Annotated in this window: 18 protein-coding genes, 3 tRNA genes and 1 pseudogene; 9 read left to right on the forward strand and 13 right to left on the reverse strand. The window is 73.3% G+C overall.

Going from position 1 to position 26,649, the window contains the following annotated elements; all coding sequences use genetic code 11:
* The first annotated feature begins 24 nt into the window (after positions 1 to 24).
* Both ACZ5OX_RS07815 and ACZ5OX_RS07820 read left to right on the forward strand, forming a co-directional pair.
* Positions 25 to 1,221, forward strand: coding sequence for a hypothetical protein (locus tag ACZ5OX_RS07815; protein ID WP_465629171.1), 1,197 nt, complete (start codon positions 25 to 27; stop codon positions 1,219 to 1,221).
* 171 nt (positions 1,222 to 1,392) lie between these two features.
* Positions 1,393 to 3,054, forward strand: coding sequence for a long-chain fatty acid--CoA ligase (locus tag ACZ5OX_RS07820; protein WP_465629172.1), 1,662 nt, complete (start codon positions 1,393 to 1,395; stop codon positions 3,052 to 3,054).
* Positions 3,055 to 3,166: 112 nt separating this feature from the next.
* Here the strand turns inward: ACZ5OX_RS07820 and ACZ5OX_RS07825 are convergent, their stop codons facing one another.
* Positions 3,167 to 6,661: a hybrid sensor histidine kinase/response regulator gene (locus ACZ5OX_RS07825; protein ID WP_465629173.1), complete on the reverse strand. Its 3,495-nt coding sequence runs from the start codon at positions 6,659 to 6,661 to the stop codon at positions 3,167 to 3,169.
* A gap of 177 nt (positions 6,662 to 6,838) precedes the next feature.
* Between ACZ5OX_RS07825 and ACZ5OX_RS07830 the strand changes: the two genes are divergently transcribed.
* The 6 genes from ACZ5OX_RS07830 to ACZ5OX_RS07855 all read left to right on the forward strand — a co-directional run bounded on the left by ACZ5OX_RS07830 (position 6,839) and on the right by ACZ5OX_RS07855 (position 10,655).
* A tRNA-Ser gene (locus tag ACZ5OX_RS07830) sits at positions 6,839 to 6,932 on the forward strand.
* A 253-nt stretch (positions 6,933 to 7,185) separates the two neighbouring features.
* Positions 7,186 to 7,261: transfer RNA gene (locus ACZ5OX_RS07835), tRNA-Arg, on the forward strand.
* Between the two features lie 31 nt (positions 7,262 to 7,292).
* Positions 7,293 to 7,368 (forward strand) — tRNA-Arg (locus ACZ5OX_RS07840).
* A 352-nt stretch (positions 7,369 to 7,720) separates the two neighbouring features.
* The gene (locus ACZ5OX_RS07845) at positions 7,721 to 8,185 is read left to right on the forward strand and encodes a hypothetical protein (RefSeq protein ID WP_465629174.1); all 465 of its coding nucleotides are present in this window, start codon (positions 7,721 to 7,723) and stop codon (positions 8,183 to 8,185) included.
* Between the two features lie 194 nt (positions 8,186 to 8,379).
* Entirely contained in the window at positions 8,380 to 9,657 is a 1,278-nt protein-coding gene (locus ACZ5OX_RS07850) for an SPFH domain-containing protein (RefSeq protein ID WP_465629175.1), read from the forward strand.
* Complete coding sequence (locus tag ACZ5OX_RS07855; protein WP_465629176.1) at positions 9,654 to 10,655, forward strand: C40 family peptidase; 1,002 nt, start codon at positions 9,654 to 9,656, stop codon at positions 10,653 to 10,655. The genes ACZ5OX_RS07850 and ACZ5OX_RS07855 overlap by 4 nt, the downstream gene beginning before the upstream one ends.
* A gap of 60 nt (positions 10,656 to 10,715) precedes the next feature.
* Here the strand turns inward: ACZ5OX_RS07855 and ACZ5OX_RS07860 are convergent, their stop codons facing one another.
* From ACZ5OX_RS07860 to ACZ5OX_RS07875, 4 genes are all read right to left on the reverse strand, one after another.
* Positions 10,716 to 11,774 (reverse strand): hypothetical protein, encoded by a 1,059-nt coding sequence (locus tag ACZ5OX_RS07860; protein WP_465629177.1) that lies wholly within the window; start codon positions 11,772 to 11,774, stop codon positions 10,716 to 10,718.
* Positions 11,771 to 13,978, reverse strand: coding sequence for a WXG100 family type VII secretion target (locus tag ACZ5OX_RS07865; protein WP_465629178.1), 2,208 nt, complete (start codon positions 13,976 to 13,978; stop codon positions 11,771 to 11,773). Before ACZ5OX_RS07865 ends, ACZ5OX_RS07860 begins: the two co-directional genes overlap by 4 nt.
* 13 nt (positions 13,979 to 13,991) lie before the next feature.
* On the reverse strand, positions 13,992 to 14,387 hold the full coding sequence (locus tag ACZ5OX_RS07870) for a WXG100 family type VII secretion target (RefSeq protein WP_449808616.1): 396 nt from the start codon (positions 14,385 to 14,387) through the stop codon (positions 13,992 to 13,994).
* Between the two features lie 192 nt (positions 14,388 to 14,579).
* Complete coding sequence (locus ACZ5OX_RS07875) at positions 14,580 to 15,533, reverse strand: aldo/keto reductase (RefSeq protein ID WP_465629179.1); 954 nt, start codon at positions 15,531 to 15,533, stop codon at positions 14,580 to 14,582.
* Between the two features lie 153 nt (positions 15,534 to 15,686).
* On the opposite strand from ACZ5OX_RS07875, the gene ACZ5OX_RS07880 reads away from it, so the two are divergent.
* Positions 15,687 to 15,887: a hypothetical protein gene (locus ACZ5OX_RS07880; protein WP_449788505.1), complete on the forward strand. Its 201-nt coding sequence runs from the start codon at positions 15,687 to 15,689 to the stop codon at positions 15,885 to 15,887.
* 54 nt (positions 15,888 to 15,941) lie between these two features.
* Here ACZ5OX_RS07880 and ACZ5OX_RS07885 read toward each other — a convergent pair whose 3' ends face one another.
* The 8 genes and pseudogenes from ACZ5OX_RS07885 to ACZ5OX_RS07920 form a co-directional block, all read right to left on the reverse strand.
* Positions 15,942 to 16,946 (reverse strand): endo alpha-1,4 polygalactosaminidase, encoded by a 1,005-nt coding sequence (locus tag ACZ5OX_RS07885; RefSeq protein ID WP_465629180.1) that lies wholly within the window; start codon positions 16,944 to 16,946, stop codon positions 15,942 to 15,944.
* Positions 16,947 to 16,968: 22 nt separating this feature from the next.
* The gene (locus tag ACZ5OX_RS07890; protein ID WP_465629181.1) at positions 16,969 to 17,664 is read right to left on the reverse strand and encodes a spherulation-specific family 4 protein; all 696 of its coding nucleotides are present in this window, start codon (positions 17,662 to 17,664) and stop codon (positions 16,969 to 16,971) included.
* On the reverse strand, positions 17,661 to 18,578 hold the full coding sequence (locus ACZ5OX_RS07895) for an NAD-dependent epimerase/dehydratase family protein (RefSeq protein ID WP_465629182.1): 918 nt from the start codon (positions 18,576 to 18,578) through the stop codon (positions 17,661 to 17,663). Before ACZ5OX_RS07895 ends, ACZ5OX_RS07890 begins: the two co-directional genes overlap by 4 nt.
* A gap of 128 nt (positions 18,579 to 18,706) precedes the next feature.
* Positions 18,707 to 19,408, reverse strand: a pseudogene (locus ACZ5OX_RS07900) (nucleotidyltransferase family protein); the annotation flags it as partial.
* A gap of 75 nt (positions 19,409 to 19,483) precedes the next feature.
* Complete coding sequence (locus tag ACZ5OX_RS07905) at positions 19,484 to 20,476, reverse strand: SDR family NAD(P)-dependent oxidoreductase (RefSeq protein WP_449788501.1); 993 nt, start codon at positions 20,474 to 20,476, stop codon at positions 19,484 to 19,486.
* A gap of 128 nt (positions 20,477 to 20,604) precedes the next feature.
* A complete protein-coding gene (locus tag ACZ5OX_RS07910) occupies positions 20,605 to 22,131 on the reverse strand; it encodes a hypothetical protein (protein WP_465629183.1) in 1,527 nt (508 codons plus the stop codon).
* Between the two features lie 100 nt (positions 22,132 to 22,231).
* On the reverse strand, positions 22,232 to 23,746 hold the full coding sequence (pelF, locus tag ACZ5OX_RS07915) for a GT4 family glycosyltransferase PelF (protein ID WP_465629184.1): 1,515 nt from the start codon (positions 23,744 to 23,746) through the stop codon (positions 22,232 to 22,234).
* Positions 23,747 to 23,860: 114 nt separating this feature from the next.
* A complete protein-coding gene (locus tag ACZ5OX_RS07920) occupies positions 23,861 to 26,227 on the reverse strand; it encodes a hypothetical protein (protein WP_465629185.1) in 2,367 nt (788 codons plus the stop codon).
* Positions 26,228 to 26,649 lie beyond the last annotated feature (422 nt).

The following is a 26,649-nucleotide window of genomic DNA, read 5'->3' on the forward strand; positions in this document are numbered from 1 at the left end:
CCGATCGAGCGCGGGGGGAACGGCATGACGAACGGCCAGGGGTACGGCGGCACCGGCGGACACGGCGCGCCACCGCCGCCGCAGTACCCGTACGGGCAGGCGTCGTACCGGCAGAACCCGTACGTGCAGAGCCCGTCCCCGCAGAACCCGTCCCCGCAGAACCCGTACGCGCAGCCGGTGCCGCCGTCGCAGCCGTACCCGCCCCAGCAGCCGCACTCGTCCGCCCCGCCGAGGCCCGCGAGCGGGCTTCCCGGCGGCTTCCCCGGTCCCGCGCCGCGCCGCAGCCGCGCGGCGGTGCTGACCCAGTTCCTCCTCCAGTGGATCTACGCACCGCTCTGGATCCTCGGCCTGGTGCTCCTCTTCGTCCTCCTGATCTTCGCCGACAACGTCGGCGGCGGGTCCGGCCCCAGCTCCGACGGCTGGCTGAAGGTCAACCGCAGCTTCCTCCCGCCGCGCCGGCTGCGGGCCGAGCTCACCGGCCGCCCGGAGGACTGGGAGCGCTACGTCGCCCCGATCCTGGCACGCCGGATCGCCGCCGCCGAGGCGGCGTACGCGGCCGGCGACGGCGAGGTGCAGGCGGACCTCGGCCGGGTCGTGCGGGTCGGGCTCGCGCTGCGGCTCTACCGCGGCCTCGGCGCGGCCGGCGTGGTGCGGCTCGCCGAGCGGCACGGCTGGCACGGCGTGGCGGCCGGGACCGACGCCGGGCACGTCCGGCTCGCCCGCCACTTCCCCGCCCCGGCCGTCCCGAACGCCCCCACCCCGCAGGACCCGCCCGCCGCCCCCGGCACCCCGTGGGGCCCGCAGCCGGTCCGCTTCGCGCCGCTGCTGCCGTTCGTCTTCCTGCTCCAGATCGTCTACGTCCCGGTGTACGGCCTGCTCACCTGCTGGGTGAGTCGCCCCGAGCCCGACTACTGGGACCGCTGGGGCGCCCGCTGGACCGTAGGACCGCGCGCCTTCCGCGCCGAGTTCACCCACAGCCCCGCCGCCTGGGACCGCCACATCCGCCGCATCCTCGACCGCGACACCAAGCGCATCAGCACCGCCGCCCGCACCCCCGACGGCCCCCGAGTGGACCGCGTCCACCTCAAGCGCGCCACCTACCGCGGCGCCGGCGCCCACCGGGCCCTGTGCCTCGCCGCCGAACAGGGCTGGACCCTCGACTCCGCCTACACCCCCGACCCCGCCAACTCCCTCCGCCTCACCCGCCCCACCCGCCCCTGACCCACCCGAGAGGGGCCGGGGCGGAACCGGGACGAATCCGTGATCCGTGCAACGGGGTCGGGATACTGACAGCGGGGGGTGGGGGCGGCACAATCGGGCACGTCCGCGCGCATTACCGCCCGGTAGGTGCCGCAGGCGCTGCCGCCAGTGCCGCCAGGTCAAGGAGGACCCGTGTTCAGCACGATGCAGGACGTTCCGCTCACCGTCGCCCGAATCCTGGAGCACGGGGCCACCATCCACGGCCGCTCGACCGTGACCACCTGGGACGGCACCGGGCCGGTCGTCCGCAGCTACGCCGAGGTGGGCGCCCGCGCCGCGCAGCTCGCCTGGGCGCTGCGCGACGAGCTGGGGGTGACCGCCGACGACCGGGTCGCCACCCTGATGTGGAACAACGCCGAGCACCTGGAGGCGTACCTCGCCGTCCCCGCGATGGGGTCCGTGCTGCACACGCTGAACCTGCGACTGCCCTCCCAGCAGCTGTCGTTCATCATCAACCATGCCGCCGACCGCGTGATCGTCGTCAACGGCACCGTCCTGCCGCTGCTCGCCGCCGTCCTCCAGGACCTCGCACCGACCCTCAAGCACATCGTGGTGAGCGGCCCCGGCGACCGCTCGGTGCTGGCCGGCTTCGCGGGCGGCGTGCACGACTACGAGGAGCTGATCGCCGGCCGCCCCACCGAGTACCCGTGGCAGCACGACATCGACGAGCGGCAGGCCGCGGTGCTCTGCTACACCTCCGGGACCACCGGGGACCCGAAGGGCGTGCTCTACAGCCACCGCTCGGTCTACCTGCACTGCCTCCAGGTCAACACCGGTGACAACTTCGCCTTCACCCCGCGCGACACCGCGCTGCCGGTGGTGCCGATGTTCCACGTCCAGGCCTGGGGCATCCCGCACGCGGCCTTCATGTCCGGCGCCAACCTGCTCATGCCGGATCGTTTCCTCCAGCCCAAGCCGATGGCCGAGATGATCGCCGCCGTCCGCCCGACCGTCAGCGCCGCCGTCCCCACCATCTGGGCCGGCCTGCTGGACGAGCTCGACGCGGGCGACTACGACACCTCCAGCCTGCGCATGGTGGTCATCGGCGGCAGCGCCTGCCCGCCCTCCCTGATGAAGGCCTACGAGGAGCGGCACGGCATCCGGGTGCTGCACGCCTGGGGCATGACCGAGACCTCCCCGCTCGGCTGCTTCGCCCAGCCGCCGGGCGGCCTCACCCCCGAGGAGGAGTGGCCGTACCGGGTCACCCAGGGCATCTTCCCGGCCTCCGTCGAGGCCCGGCTGATCGGCCCGGGCGGCGAGCGGATGCCGCACGACGGCGTCTCGGCGGGAGAGTTGGAGGTGCGCGGCCCGTGGATCGCCGGGGCGTACTACGGCGGCGCCGGCCAGGACCCGGTCCGCCCGGAGGACAAGTTCTCCGAGGACGGCTGGCTGCGCACCGGCGACGTCGGCACCATCACCGCCGACGGCTACCTGACCCTCACCGACCGGGCCAAGGACGTCATCAAGTCCGGCGGCGAGTGGATCTCGTCCGTCGAGTTGGAGAACGCCCTGATGGCCCACCCCGACGTGGCCGAGGCCGCCGTGGTCGCCGTCCCGGACGAGAAGTGGGGCGAGCGCCCGCTGGCCACCGTGGTGCTGCGCCCGGGCGCGACCGTCGGGCTGAAGGAGCTGCGGGCCTTCCTGGGCGAGCGGATCGCCTCCTGGCAGCTGCCGGAGCGCTGGTCGATCGTGGAGTCGGTGCCGAAGACCTCGGTCGGCAAGTTCGACAAGAAGGTGATCCGGGCCGGCTACGCGGCCGATGAGCTGGACGTCACGGTGCTCGGCAAGGAGTGACCGGCGAGGAGTGACCGCCCGGTGACGATCGGCGCGGAGCTCCCGGTGGAAGGGCCGGCCGTCCCCGTACCGAACGGGGGCGGCCGGCCCTTCCACGTGCCGAGGAGTCGAGTCAGCCCGCGGCGGCGACGCCCGCCTCGCCCATCGCGCCGATCCGCCCGAGCAGGTCGACGATCCGGGACTGGACGTCCTCGCTGGTCGAGCGCTCGGCGAGGAACAGCACCGTCTCGCCGGTGCGCAGCCGGGGCAGTTCGCGCGGGTCGAGGTCCACCGAGGTGTAGACCACCAGCGGGGTGCGGTGCAGCCGGTCGTTGGCGCGCAGCCAGTCCAGCAGGCCGACCCGGCGGCGGCGGATCTGCAGCAGGTCCATCACCACCAGGTTGGGCTGCACGCTGCTGGCCCGGGCGACCGCGTCGTTCTCGTCCACCGCGTGTTCGACGTGCATGCCGCGCCGCTCCAGGCTGCCGATCATGGCGGCGGCGATGTCCGGGTCGCCCTCGACCAGCAGCACCCGCGGGGCGTGGTGCTCGCCGTCGCGCGGCGCGAGGGCGCGCAGCAGGACGGCCGGGTCGGCCCCGTACGCGGCGTCCCGGGTGGCCTGGCCGAGGCCGGCGGTGACCAGCACCGGGACCCTGCGGTTGAGCGCCGCGGTGCGCAGCGACTGGAGCGCGGTGCGGGTGATCGGACCGGTCAGCGGGTCGACGAAGAGGGCGGCGGGGAAGCCGGCGACCTGGGCGTCCACCTCCTCGCGGGAGCTGACGATCACCGGCAGGTAGCCGCGGGCCTGGAGGGCCTGCTTGGTGGCCGGGTCGGGCTCGGGCCAGACCAGCAGCCGACGGGTGTTGGCCAGCTCGCCGGTCGGGGCCGACGGCTGTCCGGCGGCGGGCTGTCCGGCGGCGGCCGGGAGCTCCGCCATCGGGCGCGGCGCGGTCCGGGCGGCGTCGGCGGGGACGGGCGGCTGCGGCGCGTTGGCGGGCAGCGGAGCGGAGCCGAGCTGGCGCGGCGGGGCGAGCTCGCCCAGGCCGGTGCCGACCGGGCGCGGTCCGGACGGCTCCTCGGCGGCGGCGGGCAGCGCGGCGCGGGCGGGCGCCAGCGCGGTGCCGGGGGAGGGCTGTGCCTGGCCGACCGGACCGGCCGGACCGGAGGCGTTCACCAGCGCGTCCGGTCCCGGCCCCGGCGGGACGGCCAGCCGGCGGCGGCGCCCGGTCGGGGCGGCGGCCGCCGGTTCGGGCAGCACGGGCGCGGGGCCGGTCGGCAGGGCGTGCTCCAGGCCGGGGTAGACCGGGGTCTCGGGTGCTCCGGGCAGGGCGAAGCCGCCGGGGGCCTCGTCGGCCGAGGGCAGTGCGCGCCGGCGCCGGTGCTTGGTCTCGCCCGGGGAGAGCTCCTGGGCGGCCTCGTCGGTCGGGGTGCCGCCGGGCGGGGTGCCGTCGGGGGCGGCGGGCGTGGGCGCCGGGCCGAGCGCGAGCGGCTCGCGTCCGCCGGGGCGGTTCGGCTGCGCCCGGTGGCCCTCGACGGGTACGGCGTAGGCGGGGCCGGAGCGGCCGTCGTCCTTGCCCCACGGGTCGCTCTGGGCGCCGTCCGGGCCGGCCAGGCCCTGGCGGCCGTACGCGGGGTCGTTGCCGGTGCCGTTCCACTGCTCGGGGACAGCTCGCTCGACTCGGGCGGGGGCGTTCGGCCACTGGTCGGCCGGAACCTCGGGGGTGCCGGGGGCCGGGGTCTCGGCGGCCGGTCGGCCACGGCGGCCGCGCCGCTCGGCGGGGGCCTCCTCGGCAGGGGCCCGCTCCGCGTCGGGAGCCGCTGGGGCCGCGGGTGCTCCCGCAGCCTCGGGGTCGGGCCGCTCGCCGGCCGGCGCGGCCTCGGCGGTGTCGGCGGCCTCGCCGCTGCTGGGCAGCTGCGGGATGCCCGGAAGCTCGGGCAGGACGGCGCTGTCGCTCTCCTTGGGCCGGTCGGAGCGGCCTTCGGCGGCCGCGCGCTCGGCGGCGGCCTTGGCGGCGGCCGGGTCCAGCGGCAGCTCGACGACGTACGTGGTGCCGGCCTTGCCGGGCAGCTCGTGCGGCTGGAGCACACCGCCGTGGCGCTCGACCACCGCCTGGGCTATCGGCAGGTGGACGGGGCTGCCGCCGACGCCGGGGCCGCGGATCTCGACCCGGGCGACCTCGCCGCGCTGGGCGGCGGCCAGGACGACGGTCGGCGGCTCGGGAGCGGGCGACAGCGCGGGCGCGGCGCCGTTCAGCCCGGGCACGGCCAGACCGGGGGAGGGGGCGTCGGGGGTGTCCAGCGCCAGCCCGACGCCGCTGACGTCGGCGACCAGGTGGGCCAGCGCCTGCGCCAGCCGCCGCTCGTCGGCGATCACCTCGACCGCGGCGGCGTGCACCGAGAACCGGACCCGACCGGGGCCGACCAGCTCGCCGGCCTCCTCGACGGCCCGGCGGACCACCTTGTCCAGGCCCACCGGCACCCGGGGCGCGGCCTTCCGCCCGCCCTTGCCGTCCTTCGCGTCCTTGGCGTCCTCGCCCGCCTTGGACTCCTTGCCGTCCTTGGCCTCGGCGGCGCCGCTCTCGCCGGCCTCGCAGCGCTGGTGGTCGAGGACCCCGTCGATCAGCTTCCCGAACCGGCGGCACTCGGCGGCCAGCCGGCGCAGCGTCCAGTTGGCCTCCGGCCAGAGCTGGCCGGCCGGGTCGGCGGCGAGCGCGTCGAGCCGCTGGTTCAGCGCGTTCAGCGCGCCGCCCAGCTCGCTCTCCAGGACGGCGGTGAGGTGCTCGTTGCGGGCGACCAGGGCGAGTTCGCGGCTGCGGTCGGTGAAGGTCATCACCGCGCCGACCAGCTGGTCGCCGTCCCGGACCGGGGCGGTGGTGAGGTCGACGGTGACCGGCCGGCCGTCCTTGCGCCACAGCACGGTGCCGCGCACCCGGTGCTTGCGCCCGGAGGTCAGGGTGTCCAGCAGCGCCGACTCCTCCAGCGCCAGCGGGGTGCCGTCGGCCCGGGAGTGCTGGATCAGCGGGTGCAGCTCGCGCCCGCCCAGCTCGCTCGCCCGGTACTCCAGGATGTGCGCCGCGGCCGGGTTGACCAGCACGCAGCGGCCTTCGAGGTCCACTCCGAGCACGCCCTCGGCGGCGGCGCGCAGGATCATCTCGGTCTGCTTGTGCTGGCGGCGCAGCTCGGCCTCGACGCCGAGCCGGCCGGAGAGGTCGCGGACCAGCAGCAGGAGCAGGTCGGAGGAGGAGGGCGAGTTCTCGCGGTACGAGTCGTACGGGGAGCGCGCGTAGCCGCGGCCTTCGCCGTCGTCGGCGAAGTCGTTGCCGGAGACCTCGACCGGGAAGGTGGTGCCGTCGGTGCGGTGGGCGGTCATCCGGACCGGGCGGTCGAGGGCCTCTCCGTCGCGGGTGGCCGGGCGCATCGAGCCGGGGATCCGGCTGGGGTCGAACTCGGGCAGCAGACCCAGCACGCCCATGCCGACCAGCGAGGTGCCCGGTGCCTGCAGCGCCTGGACCGCCGCGCTGTTGGCATCCACGACGGTGCCGTTGCTGTTCACCAGCAGCAGCGCGTCGGGCAGGGCGTCGAGTATGGCGGCGAGGCGAGCAGCGCCTCGGATCGGCCTGCTGCTCACGTGGACAGGTCTCCTCGGCTCGGGGCAGCTCCTCCGGAGACGGCAGTATCTCATTCTTCTTTGCGGTGGGGACGACCCGCCTAGTAACGTTGGCAGCGGTTGGTGCCAAGGCCCACGGTTGTGGCATCATCACTGACACACGGAACGGTTCCGCTCGCGCGGGGACGCTCCTTGTGGGGAGGCTTCGCCTAGTCCGGTCTATGGCGCCGCACTGCTAATGCGGTTTCGGGGTTATTCCTGATCGAGGGTTCAAATCCCTCAGCCTCCGCCAGTCGGGAGCCCCCGTCGACGATCTCGTCGGCGGGGGCTCTTTCGCGTTCCCGGGTACGGACCGGGGGTGGCCCGGAACGGCTTCGGAGCGGGTTCGGAACCCGTTCAGGGCGGTTCGGAGCAGCCCGGAGCGGGTTCGGTGGCGCGGCGGTGGCGGGGCCCCGGACGGGCCCGGATCAACCGATTTCGTCCTACGCCGCAGGTCATGTAATGTTGTCCCCGCAACGCCCCGGAGGCAGAGTTCACCAGGGCGAGCGCTCATAGCTCAACGGATAGAGCACTTGACTACGGATCAAGAGGTTGCAGGTTCGAATCCTGCTGAGCGCACCAAACTCCGCAAGATCGGGTTCGCCCGTTCCTTGCGCTCATAGCTCAACGGATAGAGCACTTGACTACGGATCAAGAGGTTGCAGGTTCGAATCCTGCTGAGCGCACCATCGAGAAACCCCCGGCCACCGGCCGGGGGTTTCTCGCGTTCTCCGGGGTCCCCGCGGGTGATTCGAACGGGGCCGTCGGGTGGGTGGTCCCGTTCCGGGGGCCGGTACCCGCCGGATGGGTCCGGTGCTCCCGTTCCCGCGTCCGTTCGGGTGGCGTCGATTGCCGCCTAATGGATGAAATGCAGCCGTTTCGGGTACATCCCGTCCTGCCGCCCGGATGACCGCCGAACGGGTGGGACACGGTCGAAAGCCCAGGTGTCTCGATATGACCGGCTCAGGATCGTGATTCCTTTTTGTCGGATCTTGTGCAGACTGCCCACCGCCCAGGCAGCCGACCGCGAAGGAGAGCCGGATGAGCCGACAGTTTCCCCGTACGGCTGTCGCCCTGGCCGTCCTCGCGAGCGGGTCGCTGACCGCGTGGAACGCCCCGCTCGCGGCGGCCCTGCGGCACCCCGACGCCTGGCCCTCCGCCGAGGCCCCGGACGCCCCCACGCTCACCGTCCCCGCGGACACCGACGACCCGGGCCTGCGGCTCACCGTCCCCGCCCCATCGGCCACCGCGACCGTCTCCCCGACCCCGACCCGGACTCCGGCCATCGGCCTCGGCGCCTCGCCGGTGCCGGCCGCCGTGGTGGAGCCCGGCGAGCCCGCCGCCCGGCCACCGGCCGCGCCGGTGGTGGCCGCGCAGGGCTGGTCCGGGCGGCCCGGGGCGGACGGCTGGCGCGGTGGACTCGCCGGTGTCCTGCTGGTGCTCACCGGCCTCGGGCTGATCACCCGTCGGGTGTTCGCCCGCAGGAACGGTGCTCCTCGGCGCTGACTCGCGCCGAACTGTCCCGACCATCCACTCATGTGCCTGCGCGTCAGGTCGGCTTTGGATGATTCGTCAGTAAATGTCGACACACCTCGGTTCAAATGTCGCATTTGATGACGTATGAACTTAGCCTGACCCTGGCACTGCCCGTCAGATCCGGGCCGCCCGTTGCGCGACACACCGACCCAGAGGATCCGTGCATGGACGTCACCCGCGATTCTTCGCAGCGACCCGACAACCTGCCCAAGGCGCTCCCGCCGGCACTGCCGGAACGTTCCGGCTCCGGCTCCAGTCCGCTGGCCGGCGCCACGACCGTCCGGACCGTCAAGCCGGGCGGCCCGGTCGACAGCGGTCCGGCGACCACCCCGCTGGCCGTCGTCCCGCACCCGTCGCCGGCCGGCGGCGCGACGGCGGTGCGCGACCCGCTGGAGTCGGCCGCCCCGGAGACCGTCGAACTCCCGGACCCCACGGCGGCCGGGGCCACGGCCGCCACCACCTCCCGGCGCCCGCCGCGCGCCGACCAGGCGCTGCGCGAGCAGCCCGCCACCGCGCTGCCCGGCTGGGTCGCCCTGCTGGCGCTGCTGATCGGCGTGGCCGGCGTGCTGTTCGTACTGCTGCGCACCGGTGTCATCCCGTACTGGGACGCGCTGCCCGACCTGCGGGGCAGTGCCGTGCGGGAGAGCGGCCTGGTGGAGGTGGACGCGAAGTGGATCGCCGCGGCGGCCGCGGCCGGCCTGCTGGCGGTGGCCGCGCTCTCCGGGCTGCTGGTCAACGCGGGCGGCGAGACCCGGGTGCTCACCCGTTGGGGCCGCTACCGGGGCACCGTCCGCCGGACCGGCCTGGTCTGGGTCAACCCGCTGCTGCGCCGTCGGCGGGCGGACGTGCGGCTGCGGCACTGGCGCAGCGAGCCGGTCAAGGTCGTGGACCGCACCGGCACGCCGATCGTGGTCCGGCTGCTGATCGTCTGGCGGGTCAAGGACACCGCACGGGCGCTGCTGGCGATCGAGGACCACGAGAGCTACCTGCGCGAGCAGGTCCAGGCGGTACTCACCCGTACCGCTTCCACCCTGCCCTGCGACAGCAACGCCGCGCCCGGACCGGCGCTGCGCGACGGGCAGTGGTTCGCCGACGAGATGACCAGGGCGCTGGCCGCCGAAGTCGCCCCGGCCGGCCTGGAGGTCTACTCGGTGCAGCCGCTGGCCCTGGACTACGCGCCGGAGGTGGCCGAGTCGATGCGCCGCCGCCGGCTGGCCGACCTGGACGCGGGTCTGCGCACCGTGCTGGTGGACGACGCGGTGGAGGCGGCGGCGCTCGCCGTCCGACGTCTGGAGCGGGCGACGGCGCACGAACTGGACGAGGCCGCCCGCAGCGCGCTGATGGAACAGCTGCTGGTCGCCTTCGTCGCCCCGGCCGGAGTGGCCGCCTCGGTACCGCCCCCGGCCGCCCGCGCCGGGCGGAAGGAAGGACGACCCGCATGAGGATAGCCACCGGCGCGTACGCCGAACCCGCCGAGGCCGTGGGCCCGCTCGGCCCCGACGGTGATCCCGGTCTGATCGGCTTCGAGGAGCGCCTCGGCCGCGTCCCCGCGATCGAGGGCTGCGGCTGCCCGAACTGCGTCGTCCGGCCGCGCACCGCCCGCTCCGCAGCGGCGGCCGGCGGCAGCCGAATACACCGGGCCGTGCGGAGCACCTGTCTGGCCACCACCGTGCTGGCGGGCGCCGGCGTCGTCGGCCTGACGGCCGGCGCCGGATCCGCGCACGCCGCGGCCGGGAAGCAGGGCTGGGACGGGTCGAAGTACTGGTTCAAGAACGGCGGTGGCGAGTGGCGCTGGACCAGCCACTACGACGTCTACGCGAGCCGCACCGGTCAGTCCGGCGGCTCGGCCGGCGCCACCGCCCAGGCCGTCTCCAACGGCTCGGCCTCCTCCGCCGGGATGCGCCAGGGCTGGGACGGGTCGAAGTACTGGTTCAAGAACGGCAGTGGCGAGTGGCGCTGGACCAGCCACTACGACGTCTACGCGAGCCACGCCGGTCAGTCCGGCGGCTCGGCCGGCGCCACCGCCCGGCCCGCGCCCCCCGCGAGCCGTCCGTCGACGACCCCCGCGCCGGCCTCCGGGAGCATGGAGGCGGCCATCGACTACGCGCTCGCCCAGCTGGGCAAGCCGTACGTCTGGGGCGGCAACGGCCCCTCCGGCTACGACTGTTCGGGACTGGTCCAGCAGGCCTACCGGCGCGCCGGGATCAGCCTGCCGCGGGTGGCCGACGACCAGTACGCGGCGACCACGCCGATCAGCGCCGGGCAGCTGCGCCGCGGCGACCTGGTGTTCTGGTCCGACAGCGGCCGGGCCTCGGGGATCCACCACGTGGGGATCTACCTGGGCGGCGGCAAGTTCGTGGAGGCCCCGCGGCCGGGTAGGACCGTCCGGGTCTCGACACTCAACTCGGGCTACTACCCGACCCACTTCGGGCGGCCGTAGCCGCGAGAACGGTGACGGGCCCCCGGCAGCGCGATGCCGCCGGGGGCCCGTCCCGTGTGCTCAGGGCAGTTGTGGCGCCGAGCAGCCGTGGCGCTGGGCGGAGCGGGCGGCGAAGGTCCGCAGGGCGTCCTTCTCCAGGGCCGGGTCGGGCGCGGCGATGTGGTTCCCGTCGAACACGGTGGCCACCGTGAAGAGGGCGGTGGCGCCGCCGGGGCAGGTGGCGGTGGCCCAGGCCACGTCGTCCTTGGCACCCGCCGGGCCGGTGACCGGGTAGTCCGCGACGGCGGGGAGGGCGTCCGCGAACGGCGGGTAGTACGCCCCCAGGCGGAAGCGCGGGGCGTCCTGGCCGGCGTACAGGAAGCAGTCCTCGATCGGGGCGTCCGGGTCCGCCGCGGACTCGTTGGTGGTGCCGGACAGGCCGGCGCAGGTGCCGGTGGCCGCGCCGTCCGCGACCTTGACGTACCGGGTGTCCGCCGGGACCTCGGTGATCTCCGGTCCGGAGGGCGCGGTGCAGCCCCAGACCCGGGCGGCGCCGTCCGCGGCGCGGGCGGCGAAGCGGGCGAACCGGGCCCGCTGGGCCGGGTCGTCGAGGAGGTGCTTGCCGTTGGCCGGGACGGCCCCGACGGTGACCAGCAGGCCGGGCGAGTTCGGGGCGGGGCAGTCCAGGGCGACCACGGCGGTCGCGCCGATCCGGCCCTGGAGGTCCAGGACGCCCCTGCGGCCGTGGCCGAGCGGCATCACCATGGTGGTGGAGAGGTTCGGACGGTCCCGGCCGAGCCTGTGCAGCGCCCCGTCGGCCCGCTGCCGGCTCCGGTCGATCCGGACGTCCAGGAAGCCGTTGCCGGGATTCCCGGCGTTGTCCACGGAGCAGCCGGCCAGGCCCTCGGGCACCTTGGCGTCCTTGCCGCGCGCCCGGTCCACCCCGAGCAGGTCCTCGACCTCGGCGGTGTCCACACTGCCGTGGCAGAGCCCGGCCAGCGAGCGGCCGTCCTGCCAGCGGTCGTACCCGCCGCCCAGGTAGAACACGGCGCCGGCGACGAGGACCAGCCCGACGGCGGCGGCGACCGGAAGCCGCCACCGCCGACGGGCCCCGCGCGGTTCCGCGGGCTCGGCCGTCACTTGTTCTCGCCCCCGCGGCCGAGGGCGGCGGCGGCGTCGCTGCGGCCGGTGTTGTAGATCGTCCGCATCTGCTGCTCGTCCCAGTCGACGGCCGGGGCGTCCGGGTTGAGTCCGGCCCGCTGCTGCTGCCACTTCTCGACCATGGCGCTGATCCCCTCGTGTCCGCTGCGGCCGTCGGCGCCGGTGAGGGTGTTCGCCTCGATCCGGCCGGCCGCAGCCGCGTTGATCTCGGCGGTGGCGTTCATCTGCCACCCCATGATCCCGTCACCGAGCAGGCTCTGGGCCATCGCCCCGACCCCGGGGACCGGGACGAGCTTCAGCGGGGTGCCGATGCCCTGGTACAGGCCCTTGGCCTGCCAGGCCTTGACCTTGGTGTCGTCGTCGCGCTCGTCGAGGATGGCGTCGGCCTGGACGGCGTCGTACACGCCGAGGGCGACCGAGGAGTTGGCCATCACGCCCTTCCACTCCTTCTCGCCCACGTTGGGCGGGAGTTCGGCGAGCTGCTGGGCGACGTGCACCATCTCGGCCTGCTGGACGACGTGGTGGGACTCGGGGTCGTCGGCGATGCCGCGCAGGACCCGGACCAGGGAGCCCTTGTCGGTCGCCATCCTGGTCTCCCCGGTGACCGGGTCGACCCAGACGCCGCTGGCGTCCTCGCCGGAGTGGTCCTTGGCCGCGCGGTTGGTGCCGGAGAGGATGTCGTGGGTGTCGGCGGTGTAGTCGGCCAGCGCGTTGGCGATCGGGCGCTGCATGCCGGCCGGGAGCTTCTCGTGGCCGATGCCGCCGTCCAGCATGTTGACGGTGTCGCGCATGACCCGGGCCTGGGCCTCGCTGTGATGCCTGACGGTGTCCTCCTGGCCCGCCCGGTCGCCGGTGGCGGCGGCCTCGATGGCCAGGCCGAGCGAGTGCTGGCCCTGGACGTACTTGCCGTCGCGGATCTCGTCCGGCCAACCGCGCTCGTCCAGCAGGTACTTGAGGTGGTCGTTGGTCCGGGGGTCGCCCGGGTCCAGGAAGCGGGTGGAGGCCTGGGGGTTGTGACTGAGCGACTCCATGAAGCCGGCCACGGCGTCGCCGCCACGGCCCTCGCCGAGGTGGTCCCACTTGGGCTGGGTGGAGTCGGGCGCCCAGACCACCTGCGGGTCGACCTTGGCGTCGCGCTCGTACTTGAGCAGGCTCTCGCCGTAGGAGTTGAGGAAGTCGGAGTCGTACTCGCCGGAGCGCATCAGGCTGCTCATCAGCTGGTAGCCCAGTGGCATCGGGCCACCGCCCTCGCGCTTCACGAGCTGGGGACCGAGCTTGATCATCTCGTTCTCCCAGTCCTGCATGGGCTTGGAGTGGCTCTGGGTGGCGGTGCCCAGGGTCGCGCCCAGCGACGCCTGGAGCTGCTTCACGGCCTCGTTGCGTTCCTTGCTGTACCTGCCGAACTTCGTCGGGTCGTTGACGTCGCGCCAGAAGTCCAGGGTGCCGCGCGGGCCGAGCGTGGTGGCGAACTGCTCGGCGAACGCCGGGTCGCTCTTGCGCTTCTCCAGCAGGGAGTTGAGCCTGGTCAGTTCCTCGACCGAGAGGTCGCCGCCCTTTCCGGCCAGGGCGAGCGCGTCGGAGAGGTCCTTGCGGGCCTCGGTGGCCTCCTGGAGGCTGTGGTAGCCGTTGGCGTTGAACGAGTGGTCGTTCGCGCCGTTCGGGTCCGCGCGCAGCGCCCAGGCGGCGGCCTGGTCCGCGTCGGCGGCCTGCTGGAGCGCCGCTTCGAGGCTGTGGACCAGGTTCTCCACCGCGCGCTTGCGCTGGGGCAGGAACACCGTCTGGTAGTCCGGGTCCTCCTGGGCGCTCTTGTCGTTGAGCAGCGGGTGGACGTCGGTGACCTTCCCGGTGCCGTCCACCTTCAGGTGGTCGGCGGGGCCGTCCTCGTCGGCGATCTTCTTGAGCAGGTTCTGGGCGGCGGTGAACTGCTGGGCGGCGTCGGCGAGCAGCCCGCTGATGTCGGCGGACTCCTTTCCGGCGGCGTCGAGCTGTTCGGCGGCCTTCTTGATCTGCGCGCGGGCCTGGGTGGCGGCCTCGCCCTCCCAGCCGGCGGCCAGCTTGTCGGCGACCTCGCCGGTCAGCCGGTCCTTCAGGCCGACGTAGCGGGCCTGGAGGGTCTTCCACTCCTCGGCGGCCGCGTGCAGCGGCTCGATCTTGGCGTTGCGGACGATCTCGTAGCTCAGCACGGTGGTGGCCCCCTCAGTTCCCGCCGGACAGGTTCTGCTTGTTGGCGTTCTCGGTCGCCGTGTACTGGTCGGCGGTCTTCCGCAGCCGCTCGGCGATGTCGTAGAGGAGGTTGCCGAGGGTGGAGACCTGGCTGTCCCAGCGGATGGAGCGGTTGCGCAGCTCCGGGCCGGTCTGCCAACTGGTCAGCGCGGCATAGGCGGTGGTGGTCTTCTCCGCGGCGGTGTCGTCGACGGTGTGGAAGTTGCCCCTGATCTCGTCGACGGTGCCGGCCCGCGCCTTCAGGTCGGCGGGGCTGACGGTCACCTTGCCGCCGCCCCCGCCGCCACCGGCGGAGTTGAGCCGCAGGCCCGCGTACTTCTTCCGGTCCTCGTCGTCGAACAGGCCGTCCCAGGCAGGATTGTCAGCCAAAGCGTTCCCCCGTGCTGGCGTCTCGGTCATGAAGTCTTGGTCCGTGCATGGTCGTTCATTGACCATGACTTTTCGGCCCCGTCGATGGTTCCCGAGCCGACGGACCTGAGCCGGAACGCCGCGGGCCGCGAACCGCGCCCGGAGCGGGGCGAGTTCGCGGCCTACGCGGGGGAGCTACCGGACCGGCGCGGCTCAGGCGGAGGCGGCGTCCAGCAGGGCGGTCTGCTCCGGGGTGAGCTTCAGGGTGGCGCCGGCCAGCAGCGCCGGGAGCTGCTCGACGGTGCGGGCGCTGGCGATCGGGGCGGCGACCGTCGGTCGGGCGGCGAGCCAGGCCAGGGCGACGGAGGCGGGCTCCACCTCCTGCTCGGCGGCGACGGTGTCCAGCGCCTCCAGCACCTTGGGGCCGCGCGGCTCGGCCAGGTAGCGGGCGGCGCCCTCGGCGCGGGCGCTGTCCACGCCACCGGCGCCCGGGCGGTACTTGCCGGTCAGGAAGCCGGAGGCCAGCGCGTAGTACGGGACGGTGGCCAGGCCGTGCTCGGCGACGACGTCGGCCAGCGGGCCCTCGAAGGTGTCGCGCGAGACCAGGTTGTAGTGCGGCTGGACGGCGACGTACTTCGCCAGGCCCTCGCGGTCGGCGAAGGCCAGCGCCTCGGCGAGCCGCTCGGCGGAGATGTTGGAGGCGGCGACCGCCCGGACCTTGCCCTCGCGGACCAGCTCGTCCAGCGCGGTGACGAACTCCTCGACCGGGGTGTCGTCGTCCCGGTGGGTGTAGTAGAGGTCGATCCGCTCGACGCCCAGGCGGCGCAGCGAGTCCTCGGCCGCGGCCTTGACGTTGGCGGCGCCCAGGCCGTTGCGCTCGGCGAGCATGCCGACCTTGGTGGCGATCACGACGTCCTCGCGGTTGCCGCGGCTGCGCAGCCAGTTGCCGAGGACGGTCTCGGACTCGCCGCCGGTGTTGCCCGGCGCCCAGGAGGAGTAGACGTCGGCGGTGTCGACGAAGTTGCCGCCGGCCGCCGCGTAGGCGTCCAGGACGGCGAAGGACTGCTGTTCGTCGGCCGTCCAGCCGAAGACGTTGCCGCCGAGGGAGAGCGGGAAGACGGACAGGTCGGAGGTGCCGAGGCTCACCCGGCTGTGGTTTCCGGTCATGATCCCAGTCAACCGGATCGCGGCGGGGTGTGTTCCGTGAACCGTACGGTTTCACGGGCCCGTCGTACCGCTGTCGCACGTGGGGGTGGTGTGTCCCGCGCGACGGGGGTCCGGGGTGTGCCTGAGGTGGGCCGATTCGTTAGAGTCCCTGCCATGGCTGACAACGACTACGACCCCGCCGGCAGCACCCAGATGTTCCGGGCGTTCGTCGACGAGAGCCCGGCCCCGCAGGCTCCGGGCAACGTTTCCACCTACGGCAGCAGCAAGAGCGGCAGCCGCACCGGCGTGATCGCGCTGATCGCCGTCGTCGCGCTGGTCGTCCTGGGCGGCGTCATCTGGCTGGCGGTCAAGTGACCCTCGCGCGGGTGGCCCTCGTCCGGGTCACCCGCGCGACGGGAGTGGAAATCCTCAGCAGGGCTTGCGCCAGGCGTTCAGCTCGAGCTTCTTGCGCATCGAACTGAAGCCCAGCGACTTGGCCTTGGCGCAGAACTGGTCCGTGTCGAGCTTGTACTCGACGTGGAAGACCGCCTTGCCCGCCTTGACGAACGGGGCGACCCGGTCGCACTCGTCGAACTGCGCGCACTCCTCGTTGACCGCGAAGTCGAAGTCCCCGAGCAGCGCCGGGATCTGGTCGAGGTCGTTCTTGAGCCCGATGGCCAGGCCGCGTTCGTGGGCGAGCTGCGCCAGCATCCGGTTGTACCTGAGCTGGTCGTCGGAGGTCAGCGGGAAGCCGCTGTTCTGGTTGTAGGCCTCGATGGTGTCCGGTTCGACGGCGTCGAAGCCCTTGCTCCGGCACATGTCGAAGCGGGCGGCCATCAGCGGCTTCAGCTGGTCGAGCTTGCGGATGTCGAACCACTTCTCGCCCTTCCAGCCGGTGTCCGAGCCCTGCAGGGACTTGGCGAAGGCGGCGGAGTCGGGGCGGAAGTCCTCCCAGGAGCCGGCGTTGATGTAGCAGATCACCTTGCGGCCCTTGGCGTGCAGGGCGGCCACCACCGAGGCGTCGTTCTCGAAGCCGTCGATGTCGTAGACCGGTACGTCCACGGACTGGTCCACGCCGCCGCCGAGTTGCCACTGCCAGGCCAGGCCGGGGGTGGGCTGCCAGCGGGCGCCGGCCGGCGGCGGTGCCGGGTTGCCGGGCGGGGTGGCGGGCGGCGGGGTTCCGCCGGGCGTGCCCGGGGCCGGGACGGTGGTGCCGGGAGCGGTGGGTACGGGGGCCGGGGTGTCCGGCGCGGCGGTGGTCGCGTCGGGGGTGCCGGGGGTGCTCGGCGCGGTGGCCGCGGGGGAGTTGCTCGGGGTGCCGTCGGCCGAGTCCTGGTCGTCCTCCGATCCCGAGCTGCTGCACGAGCTGACCAGCAGGGCGGTGGCGGTGGCGAGGGCCAGGGCGGCCGGAAGCAGCCGGTTGCGACGGTTCACGGTAGTCGGACTCCGGATCGGGTCAGGTCAGTTCAGCGGCGTTCAGGCCGTACGGCAGGGTGCGCCAGGGGTTGTCCCCGGCTCCCGGTACGGCGCAGCCGACGCCGGCTCGCCGGGCGGCGATCAGGGCGGCGGCGTCCCGGGCGTGTTCGGCGGGGACGTCGTAGACCAGGTGGCAGAAGCGGGAGGCCGCGTGCCGGCCGGTCCACAGCGGCAGCGTCATGCTGCGGTAGGCGTCCCAGTCGCCCTCGAAGGTGACCAGCAGGTCGGCGAGGCCGACCTCGGCGTAGCCCGGGTCCGGGTGCTCGCCGTGGCCGAACACCACGGTGCCGCAGCCGGCCGCGCGGGCGGCCGTGGCCAGCCGCCGGTAGTGCGCCAGCGCGCCCGGGTGGGTGCTGACCTGGTCGAGGTAGACGCCGGTGATGCCGTGGCGCTGGCGGTACGTCAGGATGTCGGCCACCACGGCGGCGTGCGGTCGGCGTCCGTAGTCGGTGTCGGTGTAGCCCACCAACGGCAGGCCCGCGGCGCGGAGTTCGTCGGCCGCCTCGGCGAAGACGTGGTCCGGGACCGCGCCCGGGCCGTCGGCGAGGTTGAGCACGACGGCGGCGACCCGGGCGGGGTCGGCGGCGGCGACCGCCCGCCAGGCCGCCGGGTCCACCGCGGGGTGGACGTACAGCGGCACCAGCAGGCGGCCGTCGGGGGTCTGCCCGGCGGTCATGCGACCACCGGGTCGGGCGTGGGCCCGGCGGTGCCGAGCCACAGGTCCCGCAGGGTGTCGGCGAGGTCCGTCTCCGGCCGCCAGCCGAGTTCCCGGGCGGCGGCCGACACGTCGGCCTGCTGCCAGGAGACCCCGGCCGAGCGTTCCGAGCCGGCCCCGCTCTCGTCGATCCGGCCGGTGAAGCCGGCCGCGGCGACCAGCCCGTCGGCGATCGCCCGGACCTGCCGGGCGTGCCCGGAGGCCAGGTTGAGCACCCGGGGGAGCGGGCGGTCGGCGGTGACGGCCAGGCCGACCGCCTTCGCCACGTCCCGGGCGTCGACGAAGTCCCGGTACGCGGAGAGGTCGCCGACCGTGATCACGCCGTCGGCGCCCTCGGGCGCCACCCGGCGCAGCTCGGCGGCCAGCCGGCCGGGCAGCGAGCCCGCCGGGGCTCCGGGGCCGACCGGGTTGAACACCCGCAGCACCACGGCGTCCAGCGCCGAGCCGGCCACCGCGAGGGAGCCGGCCAGCTTGGTCGCGCCGTACACGCCGACCGGGCGGGCGTCGGCGTCCTCGGCGAGGGACTCGCCCTGCGCGCAGACGCCGTACTCGCCGGCCGAACCGATGTGCACCAGGCGGGCCTTCGGGGCGCCGAGGGACAGCGCCTCGCAGAGCACCGCCGGGCCGCGGGCGTTCACCTCGGCGAGCTTGACCGCGCTGCCGGCCACCGCGCCGGCGAAGTTGACCACCGCGTCGGGGGCCAGCGCGGACAGTTCCTCGCCGAGCGGGCCGGCCTGGGCGGTGGCCAGGTCCAGCCGGAGGTCGTGGGTGGGCCGCCGGCCCGCGGTCAGCACGGTGGCACCGGGCAGTGACCGCAGGACGGCGGTGGCGTGACGGCCGAGGAAGCCGTCGCCGCCGAGGAGCAGGATTCTCACGCGGCCCGTCCGTCGCTCTCCACGCCCGCGGCGGCGGGCTCGGCGGTCGCGTCGTCCGGAGCGGTGCGGGCGGCCGGGATCGGCAGTTCCGCGACGCCGCCCGGGGTGGGGCCGGTCGACTCGAAGGGCATCAGGACCGGGCGGATGGTGGAGAACTCGGCGTTGGCCCGGTCGTAGTCGTCGGGTCGGCCGATGTCCAGCCAGTAGCCGCCGAACTCGTAGGCCGCGGGCGGGGTTCCGGCGGCCAGCAGGTCCAGCACCAGCTCGTCGAAGCCCAGCGGCAGGCCGGGGGTGTAGTTGGCGAGTGCCGCGCGGGAAACGCCGTACACGCCCATCGAGACCCGGTAGTCGATGCTGGGCTTCTCCTGGAAGCCGGTGATGGTGCCCTCGGAGGTGGTCAGCACCCCGAAGTCGATCTTGACCTGACGGGCGTAGGTGGCGATGGTCAGCGGGGCGCCGGACGCCTCGTGGTGCTTGAGCACCCCGGCGAAGTCCAGGTCGGTCAGGATGTCGCCGTTCATCACCAGGAAGTGCTCGGGCAGGCGCTCCAGCATGGTGAGCAGCGGGCCCATGGTGCCGAGCGGGCTGTCCTCGACGGCGTAGCCGACCCGCAGGCCCCACTGGGAGCCGTTGCCGACGTAGGCGCGGATGATGTGGCCGAGGTGGCCGATGGCCAGGGTGACGCTCTGGAAGCCCGCGGCGGCGAGCTGTCGCATCACGATCTCCAGGATCGCGTGCTGGTCGCCGATCGGAACGAGCGGCTTGGGAAGCGCGGTGGTGTACGGGCGGAGACGGACGCCCTTACCGCCGGCCAGGATCACTGCGTGCATGGTGTTTCCCCCACGGAAAGGATGTGCAGGACACGAACCTTGGTTACCAGGACGAGCAAGATCGGTTGCGGCGGGTCAGACGTTGTAGATGTCGGTCTTGTAGCGGGCCAGGTTGGCCGGGTCGCGGAAGAACTCGATGGTCTGCTCCAGGCCCTGCTCCAGGCTGAACTCCGGGGCCCAGCCGGTGGCCCCGCGCAGCCGGGTCGCGTCCGCGACCAGGCGCATGACCTCGGAGTTGGTCGGACGGATGCGCTGCTCGTCCTCCTTCACCACCAGGTCCACGCCCATCAGCTTGCCGATCAGGGTGACCAGGTCGCCGACCGAGATCTCGCCGCCGGTGCCGGCGTTGAAGGTCCGGCCGACCACCGTCTCGGCGGGGGCGGTGCCCACCGTGCGGAAGGCGTTGGCGGTGTCCTTGACGAACAGGAAGTCGCGGGTCGGGCGCAGGTCGCCGAGGGTGATCTCGGTCTGGCCGGCCGCGACCTGGGCGATCACGGTCGGGATGACGGCGCGCATCGACTGGCGCGGGCCGAAGGTGTTGAACGGGCGCAGGGTGACGACCGGGGTCTCGAAGCTGGCGTGGTAGCTGTCCGCCAGCCGGTCCCCGCCCGCCTTGGAGGCGGCGTACGGGGACTGGGTGTTGATCGGGTGGTCCTCGGTGATCGGCACGGTCTGCGCGGTGCCGTAGGTCTCGCTGGTGGAGGTGTGCACCAGGCGGGGGATCTCCAGGTGGCGCACCGCCTCCAGCACGTTCAGGGTGCCGGTGACGTTGGTGTCCACGTACGAGTGGGGGGCTCGGTAGGAGTACGGGATCGCGATCAGGGCGGCCAGGTGGTAGACCGCCTCGGTGCCCTTGACCAGGCCGTTGACCGAGCCCGGGTCCCGGACGTCGCCGAGGATGATCTCGACCGACTCCAGCACCTCCGCGGACAGGGTCTCCAGCCAGCCGAAGGACGAGAAGGAGTTGTACTGGACCATCGCGCGGACGTGGTGCCCGTCGGCGACCAGGGTCTCGACGAGGTGGGAGCCGATGAAGCCCTCGGCTCCGGTTACCGCGACGCTGCTCATGCGGATTTCGCTTTCTCGATCTGCCGGGGCGGCCGGGTGACGGCCGGCCGCCGCCGACGGGTGGGTGTCTCGGGTGGAACGGGTACGGCGGTGCACGCGAAGGAAGGCGTGCGGGATATTCGATGTGTTCAGCGGTGCTGGGTGGTGCGGCCGAGCGCGGGCCCGGCGAGTGCGGTGAGGACGACGGCGGCCGCCCCGCAGCCGATCAGCTGCAGGACGATCGGGTCCACACCTGCCAGCAGCCCGGCGCTCTCGGCGACCGCGGCGGCCAGACAGACGAGGGCGGTGCTCCAGCTGAACCCGAAGGCGTTCAGCAGCAGCGCCAGCCAGAGTGAGCCGCCGAGGAGCAGCATCGCGCCGAGCTGCGGTACGCCGAGCGCGGGGGCGCCGGGCCACAGCACGGTCGCGGCGGCGTCCAGCGCGGCCACGGTGGTGAGGTAGATGAACAGGCAGCCGAGCAGGATCGCACCGGTGCGGCGGGAGAACTGGCCGCTGGTGTGGCTGGTGCGCAGCGCGGCCACCGCCAGCGCCCGGTAGCGGAAGAGCAGCCACTCGGCGAGGCCCAGGCTGAGCGTCAGCGCGATCATGGCCGGGCCGGTCGGGGTGGTCGACGTCCCCTGCGTGGCGTGGCCGCCGGTCTGTACGGCCTGGTGGATGGTCCCGCCGAGGCCGGCGATCAGCGTGAGCGCGCCGCAGGCCAGGCCGAACAGCAGGTGCGGGAGCTCCTGGCGGACCGGCAGCTTCAGCTCGACGGACTCGCGTTCGCCGCCGCGGATGCAGACCAGCAGCTCCCGGACGGCCAGCCCGACCGCCAGTGCCACCGAGGCGAGCAGCACCACCGTACGGACCAGCTGCGGGACGTCCACCGCCAGCACCACGCCCGCGCCGACCGAGGCCGGGGCCAGTGCCAGCAGCAGGAACTTCTCCCGCCCGAGCACCAGCAGCACGGTGGCCGCGGCCAGGTAGCAGGACTGCCCGGCGGCGAAGCACAGCGCGCCGAGCGGCCCGCCGACCACGTACGCGGCGGCCGAGGCGACCAGCGCGCCGGCCGGGGCGCCGAAGGCCAGGCAGACCGCGGCGTCGCGGCGGCGCAGCCGGCTCAGCCAGCGGTAGGAGCGGTGCGCCAGTGCCTGGTTGAAGCCCCAGCTGACCAGCGTGGCGACGGACAGCGCGAGCATGCCCGAGGGCAGGCCGAAGCGCATCCGGGCGGTCGCGAACAGGTTGGCGCCGAGCAGGTAGCCGAGTCCCGGCAGCGCGAACACCAGGCCGCGCACCACGCAGCGCCAGGGGTCGGCCCGCCAGGGGTTGGCGAACTCGGAGCTCGGGCCGGGGTAGCGGCGCTCGACCTTCTCGAACAGCTCCTCGGCGACGGTGAAGGCGTCGGGGCGGCCGTACAGCAGGGCGGCCTGCTCGTCCGAGAGGCCGTCGGACTCCAGGAAGGCCGCGATCTCGTACGGGTGGACGGCGTCGGCGCAGACCTCGCGCAGGCGCTCGGCGAGTTCGTCCAGCGGGTCCGCGGGCAGGTAGAGCGAGTCTTCCGGCTCCGGCTCCGGCTCCGGCTGGACGGGGCGGCGGCGCTTGAGCGGCAGCGCGCGCAGCTGCATGGTGTGCTCGGGACCGCCCTCACCGGGGACCAGACGCAGTGGACCACTCATGCGCCCACCTCGCTGTGCTCGGCGGCCGCTTCGCGGGACACGCGCCTCTCGATGGTTCTCTCTCCCGCGGCCTTCGGCCGGGGGTACTCCCAACGCTCGTTCACGCCCCGACCTCGCTCGGCTCGGGGCGGGCGGCGGCCAGCTGCTGGTCCCAGTCGGGGCTGGGGGCCTGGTCGGTGACGGCGACCATGCCGCCCGGCATCCAGCGGGCGGTGCCCAGGAGTTCGGTGTAGATGCCGCGGAAGCCGTCGATGTTCTGGCGGAGGGTGAACTGCTCGATCACCCGGAGCCGGGCGCCCTCACCGAGCCGGGCGCGCCGTTCGGGGTCGCGCAGCAGCTCGATCGCGGCGGCCGCCATCGGCTCGGGTTCGCGCGGGGGGACGACCAGTCCGGTGTCGCCGACGGCCTCGCGCACACCGCCGACGTCGGTCGAGACGGTCGCGCGGCCGCAGGACATCGCCTCGATCAGGGTGAACGGGAAGCCCTCGCTGATGCTGGAGAGCATGACCACGTTGCCCGCCGCGTACGCGTCGGTGATGTCGGCGACGCGGCCCTCGAAGGCCACCGAGTCGGCTATGCCGAGCTCGGCGGCCAGGGCTATGCAGCCGTCCCGGTACGCCTCGCCGCCCTTGGGAGTGCCGCCGAAGAGCCGCAGCCGCGCCTCGGGGATCTCGCGCCGGACGATGGCGAAGGCCCGGATCAGCGTCTCCAGGTCCTTGATCGGGTCGACCCGGCCGGCCCAGCTGAGGGTCGGCGTCTCGGGTTCGGGGCCGGCCGGCGGGAAGGCCGCCGGGTCCACCCCGTTGTAGACGGTGCGGATGTGCGAGGACGGCGTGCCGCCGCGCTCCTCCCAGCGCCGGTTGTACCGGTTGCCGGGGGTGACCAGCGCGGCCTGCCGGTAGCTCTCCTCGGCGAGCATCCGGTAGAAGCCGAGCAGCAGCGCCTTGACCGGCCAGCGGTACGGGCCGGTGCGGTAGCCGAGGTAGCGCTCGCGCAGGTAGATGCCGTGCTCGGTGAGCAGAAACGGTACGCCGTACTGCTGAGCGGCGATCAGCCCGGGCAGGGTGGCGAGCCCGCCGCTGGCCGCGTGCGCGACGCCGTCCTTGGGCGGCTCGACCGAGAGCGGCCGCAGGGCGTGCTCCAGCAGGTCGGTGGCGTTCAGGGCGTCGTGCAGGGTGGGCCGGGAGACGGCGGTCGGCAGGTAGTCGCGGGTCCAGACGTGCTGGAGGGTGCGCAGGGCGCGCTCGCTGCGCAGCGCCGGGCTGAGCAGCCCGTGCCTGGCGAGGTCGGCGAAGCCGTACAGCTCGGTGCCGAAGTGGGTGGTGTAGACCGGATCGAGGATGGAGTGCAGGAAGCGCTCGTACGCGTTGAGGAAGCGCCGCATCTCCTTGCCGCGCGGCGGTCGGCCTTCCGAGGCCGGCCCCCACAGCGGTGCGGTGGTGACCGACCGCACGTTGGCGGGCAGTTCCCAGGCCAGCGGCTCGTGACCGGTACCGGTGACGGCGATGACGTCGAACTCGACGTCCGGCATGCCCTGAACGAGCTGGTCGCACCAGACGCTCACGCCGCCGTGCTGGTGCGGATACGTCCCCTCGGTGAGCAGGGTGACGCGCATTCCTGTCCCCCCTCCTGTTCTTGCGTCGGTTCCGGCCTGGATGACCGGAACGGGAGCCGTGGCGGGGCCGGGCCGGGCGACCGGCCCGACCCCGCCGACGGCGGGTGGTACCGGTTACCGGTTGCCGGAGCGTCCGGTGGTGCTGCTCGGCGTGGCCGTCCCCCCAGACGCCTTGCCGTTCTTCGTCGCAGCGGTGTCGCCGTGGTGGCCGTTGCCGCCCTCACCGATGGTGCCAGCGACGACGTCCTTGCCGGGCACCGGGGTTCCGCTACCCGGGACCAGGGACGCGGCGGGCTTGCGCGTGGTGTCGCTCGGGCCCACCGGGACCGGCGTGGCGACGCCCTGCGGCACGACCTTCTTGTCCGCCGGCACCGGGGCCGGGACGGACTTGGCCGCGACGCTCGGGGCGACGGCCGCCGGGGCGGCCGGGGCGGACGGCAGCTGCAGGGTGACGCTGCTCTGCAGCGCGCCCGGGGCCACCCAACCCGAGAGGGTACCGGCGTAGGACGAACCGAACCCGCCCGTCCCGATGGCCAGCTTCTGAGCGGTTCCGGTCGGCATGGTGGCCTGGACCTGAACGCCGGACGGCGCGTTCACGGTGACGGTGTTGCCGACCCGGTAGGCGGTGACCTGGCCGGCGGCGAGCGCGTTGTTCCAGGCCGCGCGGCGCTGGAACTCCTGGCCGATCTCGCGCTGGCTCAGGTTCACGATCGGGGCGTTGTCCGCGTGCAGCGAGCGGTAGGTGCCGAGGATCTTCTCCAGCACCGGGTACAGGATGCGGTCCTCGGACAGGTTCGACTGGTGCACGAAGTGCGGCCGCGGGTCGTTGTTCAGCACGTGGCCGAGGTCGATCCGGGCCTCCAGCGGCACGATGTACGACTGGTAGCCGGTGTTGACGTCCAGCGGCTGCGACAGGCAGGTCGAGTTGGCGTTGTTCTCGCAGACGCCGCTGCCGCCGTTGGCCTTGCTGGTGTAGATCCAGTTGTACTCGTCGGCCTCCTCCTTCGCCGTGCCGGCGTTGTAGAAGACGTTCATCGGGTACCGCGGCACGGTCAGCGTGGAGGTGCCGACGGCGCGCTGGCCGCTTTCGCGGGAGGCGTCGCTGGCGGTGAACTTGATGCCGTTGGAGGCCAGCGCCGGCGCCAGGTTCGGGTTGTCGCTGGTCTCCTGCGGGGCGGTCAGCAGACCGGAGTGCTCACCGGTGACCAGGGTCTGCGGGTCGACCTGGAGGCCGCGCGCGGCGGCCCAGTCGAAGTTGTTCCGGATCTGGGTGGAGATGGTGTTCTGGTCGACCCAGACCGTCCCGCCCGCGGCGTTCTTGCTGCAGACCCACGGCACCACGGTGACGTTCTGGACGCAGCCCAGGTACGGGTGGGTGTAGGTGTGGTTGATCCACCGGTAGCTGCTCTGGTCGGCGATCATCTGGTCCGCCGTGGGGTCCACGGTGGTCTCGTGGTCGGTCTTCCAGTCCTCGCTGCCACCACCGTTGAACACCATGTCCAGGGTGAAGTTGTTGGCGGCCTGCCACTGCTTCAGGTGGTTGGCGTCGTCGACGGTCATCCGGATCGGGTTGGCGGTGTCCGGGGTGCCGGGCGGGCAGGTGACGTCGCCAGGGGTGCACTTGAGCGTGGTGTCCCAGCGGTCGTCGGCCAGGAAGACGTCGTCCACGTGGGTGGCGAAGTAGTTGCGGTCGTAGCCGAGGTGGACGCCCTGGGTCAGCCAGTCGACCATGCCGCGGGCCAGCAGGCGGTACTGCTGCTGGTACTGGTTGTAGACGAACGTGACGACCAGTTCCTTGCGGCCGTCGTGGGTGTACTCGCCGACCAGAGAACCGCGGGCGGTCGTGCTGGGTATCGGCGCGTCGACCAGCGGGACGAACGAGGCGCCGGCCGGCAGACCGGCGAGCGGGGTGGCCAGGTACCCGTAGCTCTCGCTGACGTTCGGGTCGTTGTCCTCGAACGGGACGCTGCCCTTGAGGTACCCGAACGGGCCCGAAGTTCCGGCGGCGGTGGTGGCGCCCTGGAATCCGTCCAGAGTGCCCACGAATCCCGGATTCTGAGCGTAGTTCAGACCCACTGCCGGGTTGGCCCACGTGTACGCGTCGATCTGGCGGACGTTGAATGCGGCTTCGTAGCTCGCGATCGCCGTCATCTCGGCGGCGCTGTTGGGGAAGGGGTTTTCGTTGGGCAGCACGATGCCCTGGAACTTCCCCCGGGGCAGGCCGTTCACCGTGTCACTCAGGAAAGCGGAGTTGATGACGGGTCGGTTGGGGTCGTTGAGGCTGACGACCTTGTAGGGCGTCCCCTGGCTCTTCAGCTCGGCGGCGATGGCCGCGACGGACGGGCCGCCGTCGTCGACGACCAGGACGGTGAGGTCGATCCTGGGCGGCGTGGTCTCGCCGTGGGCCAGGGTGGTCTGCAAGCCGCTGGCCAGCAGGACTGCCGCCGCGCACGCGGCGACTCTTCGGGTCGCTCGACCCATGGTGATCCTCCCCTTGGGGCAGGCGCGGCGCTGCTCGCCGCTCGCCTGCCCGTGTAGCTGTTCGCGGGCAGCAGGCTGCCCGGGGCCCATCCTGGTCGAGGGACAGCGGTGCGAGGGGCCAATTGGGCGAGAGTGCAGCGAACCTGTTACCAACGTTCATGGCGAAGCCATGAAGGCGCTGATTGTGACCGGAACCGTACCGGCGGCGCAAATAATGAATTGAGAATGAAAACCGGAAGCTGAGTGCTACAGGTGGTTACCGACGGTGTGGCCCGGTGGGGCGGACGGGACACCTGCACTGTTGCCCTTGCCCATCACACTCTTGCACATCCCGCTGCCCCGTTGGGCAGGTTCATGCAATATCGGGTACCGCTGTGCCATGTGACAGTCCGAATATGCAATGGAAGTGCTCGCGCGGTTGA

The sequence above is a fragment of the Kitasatospora sp. NPDC032121 genome (assembly GCF_055580145.1).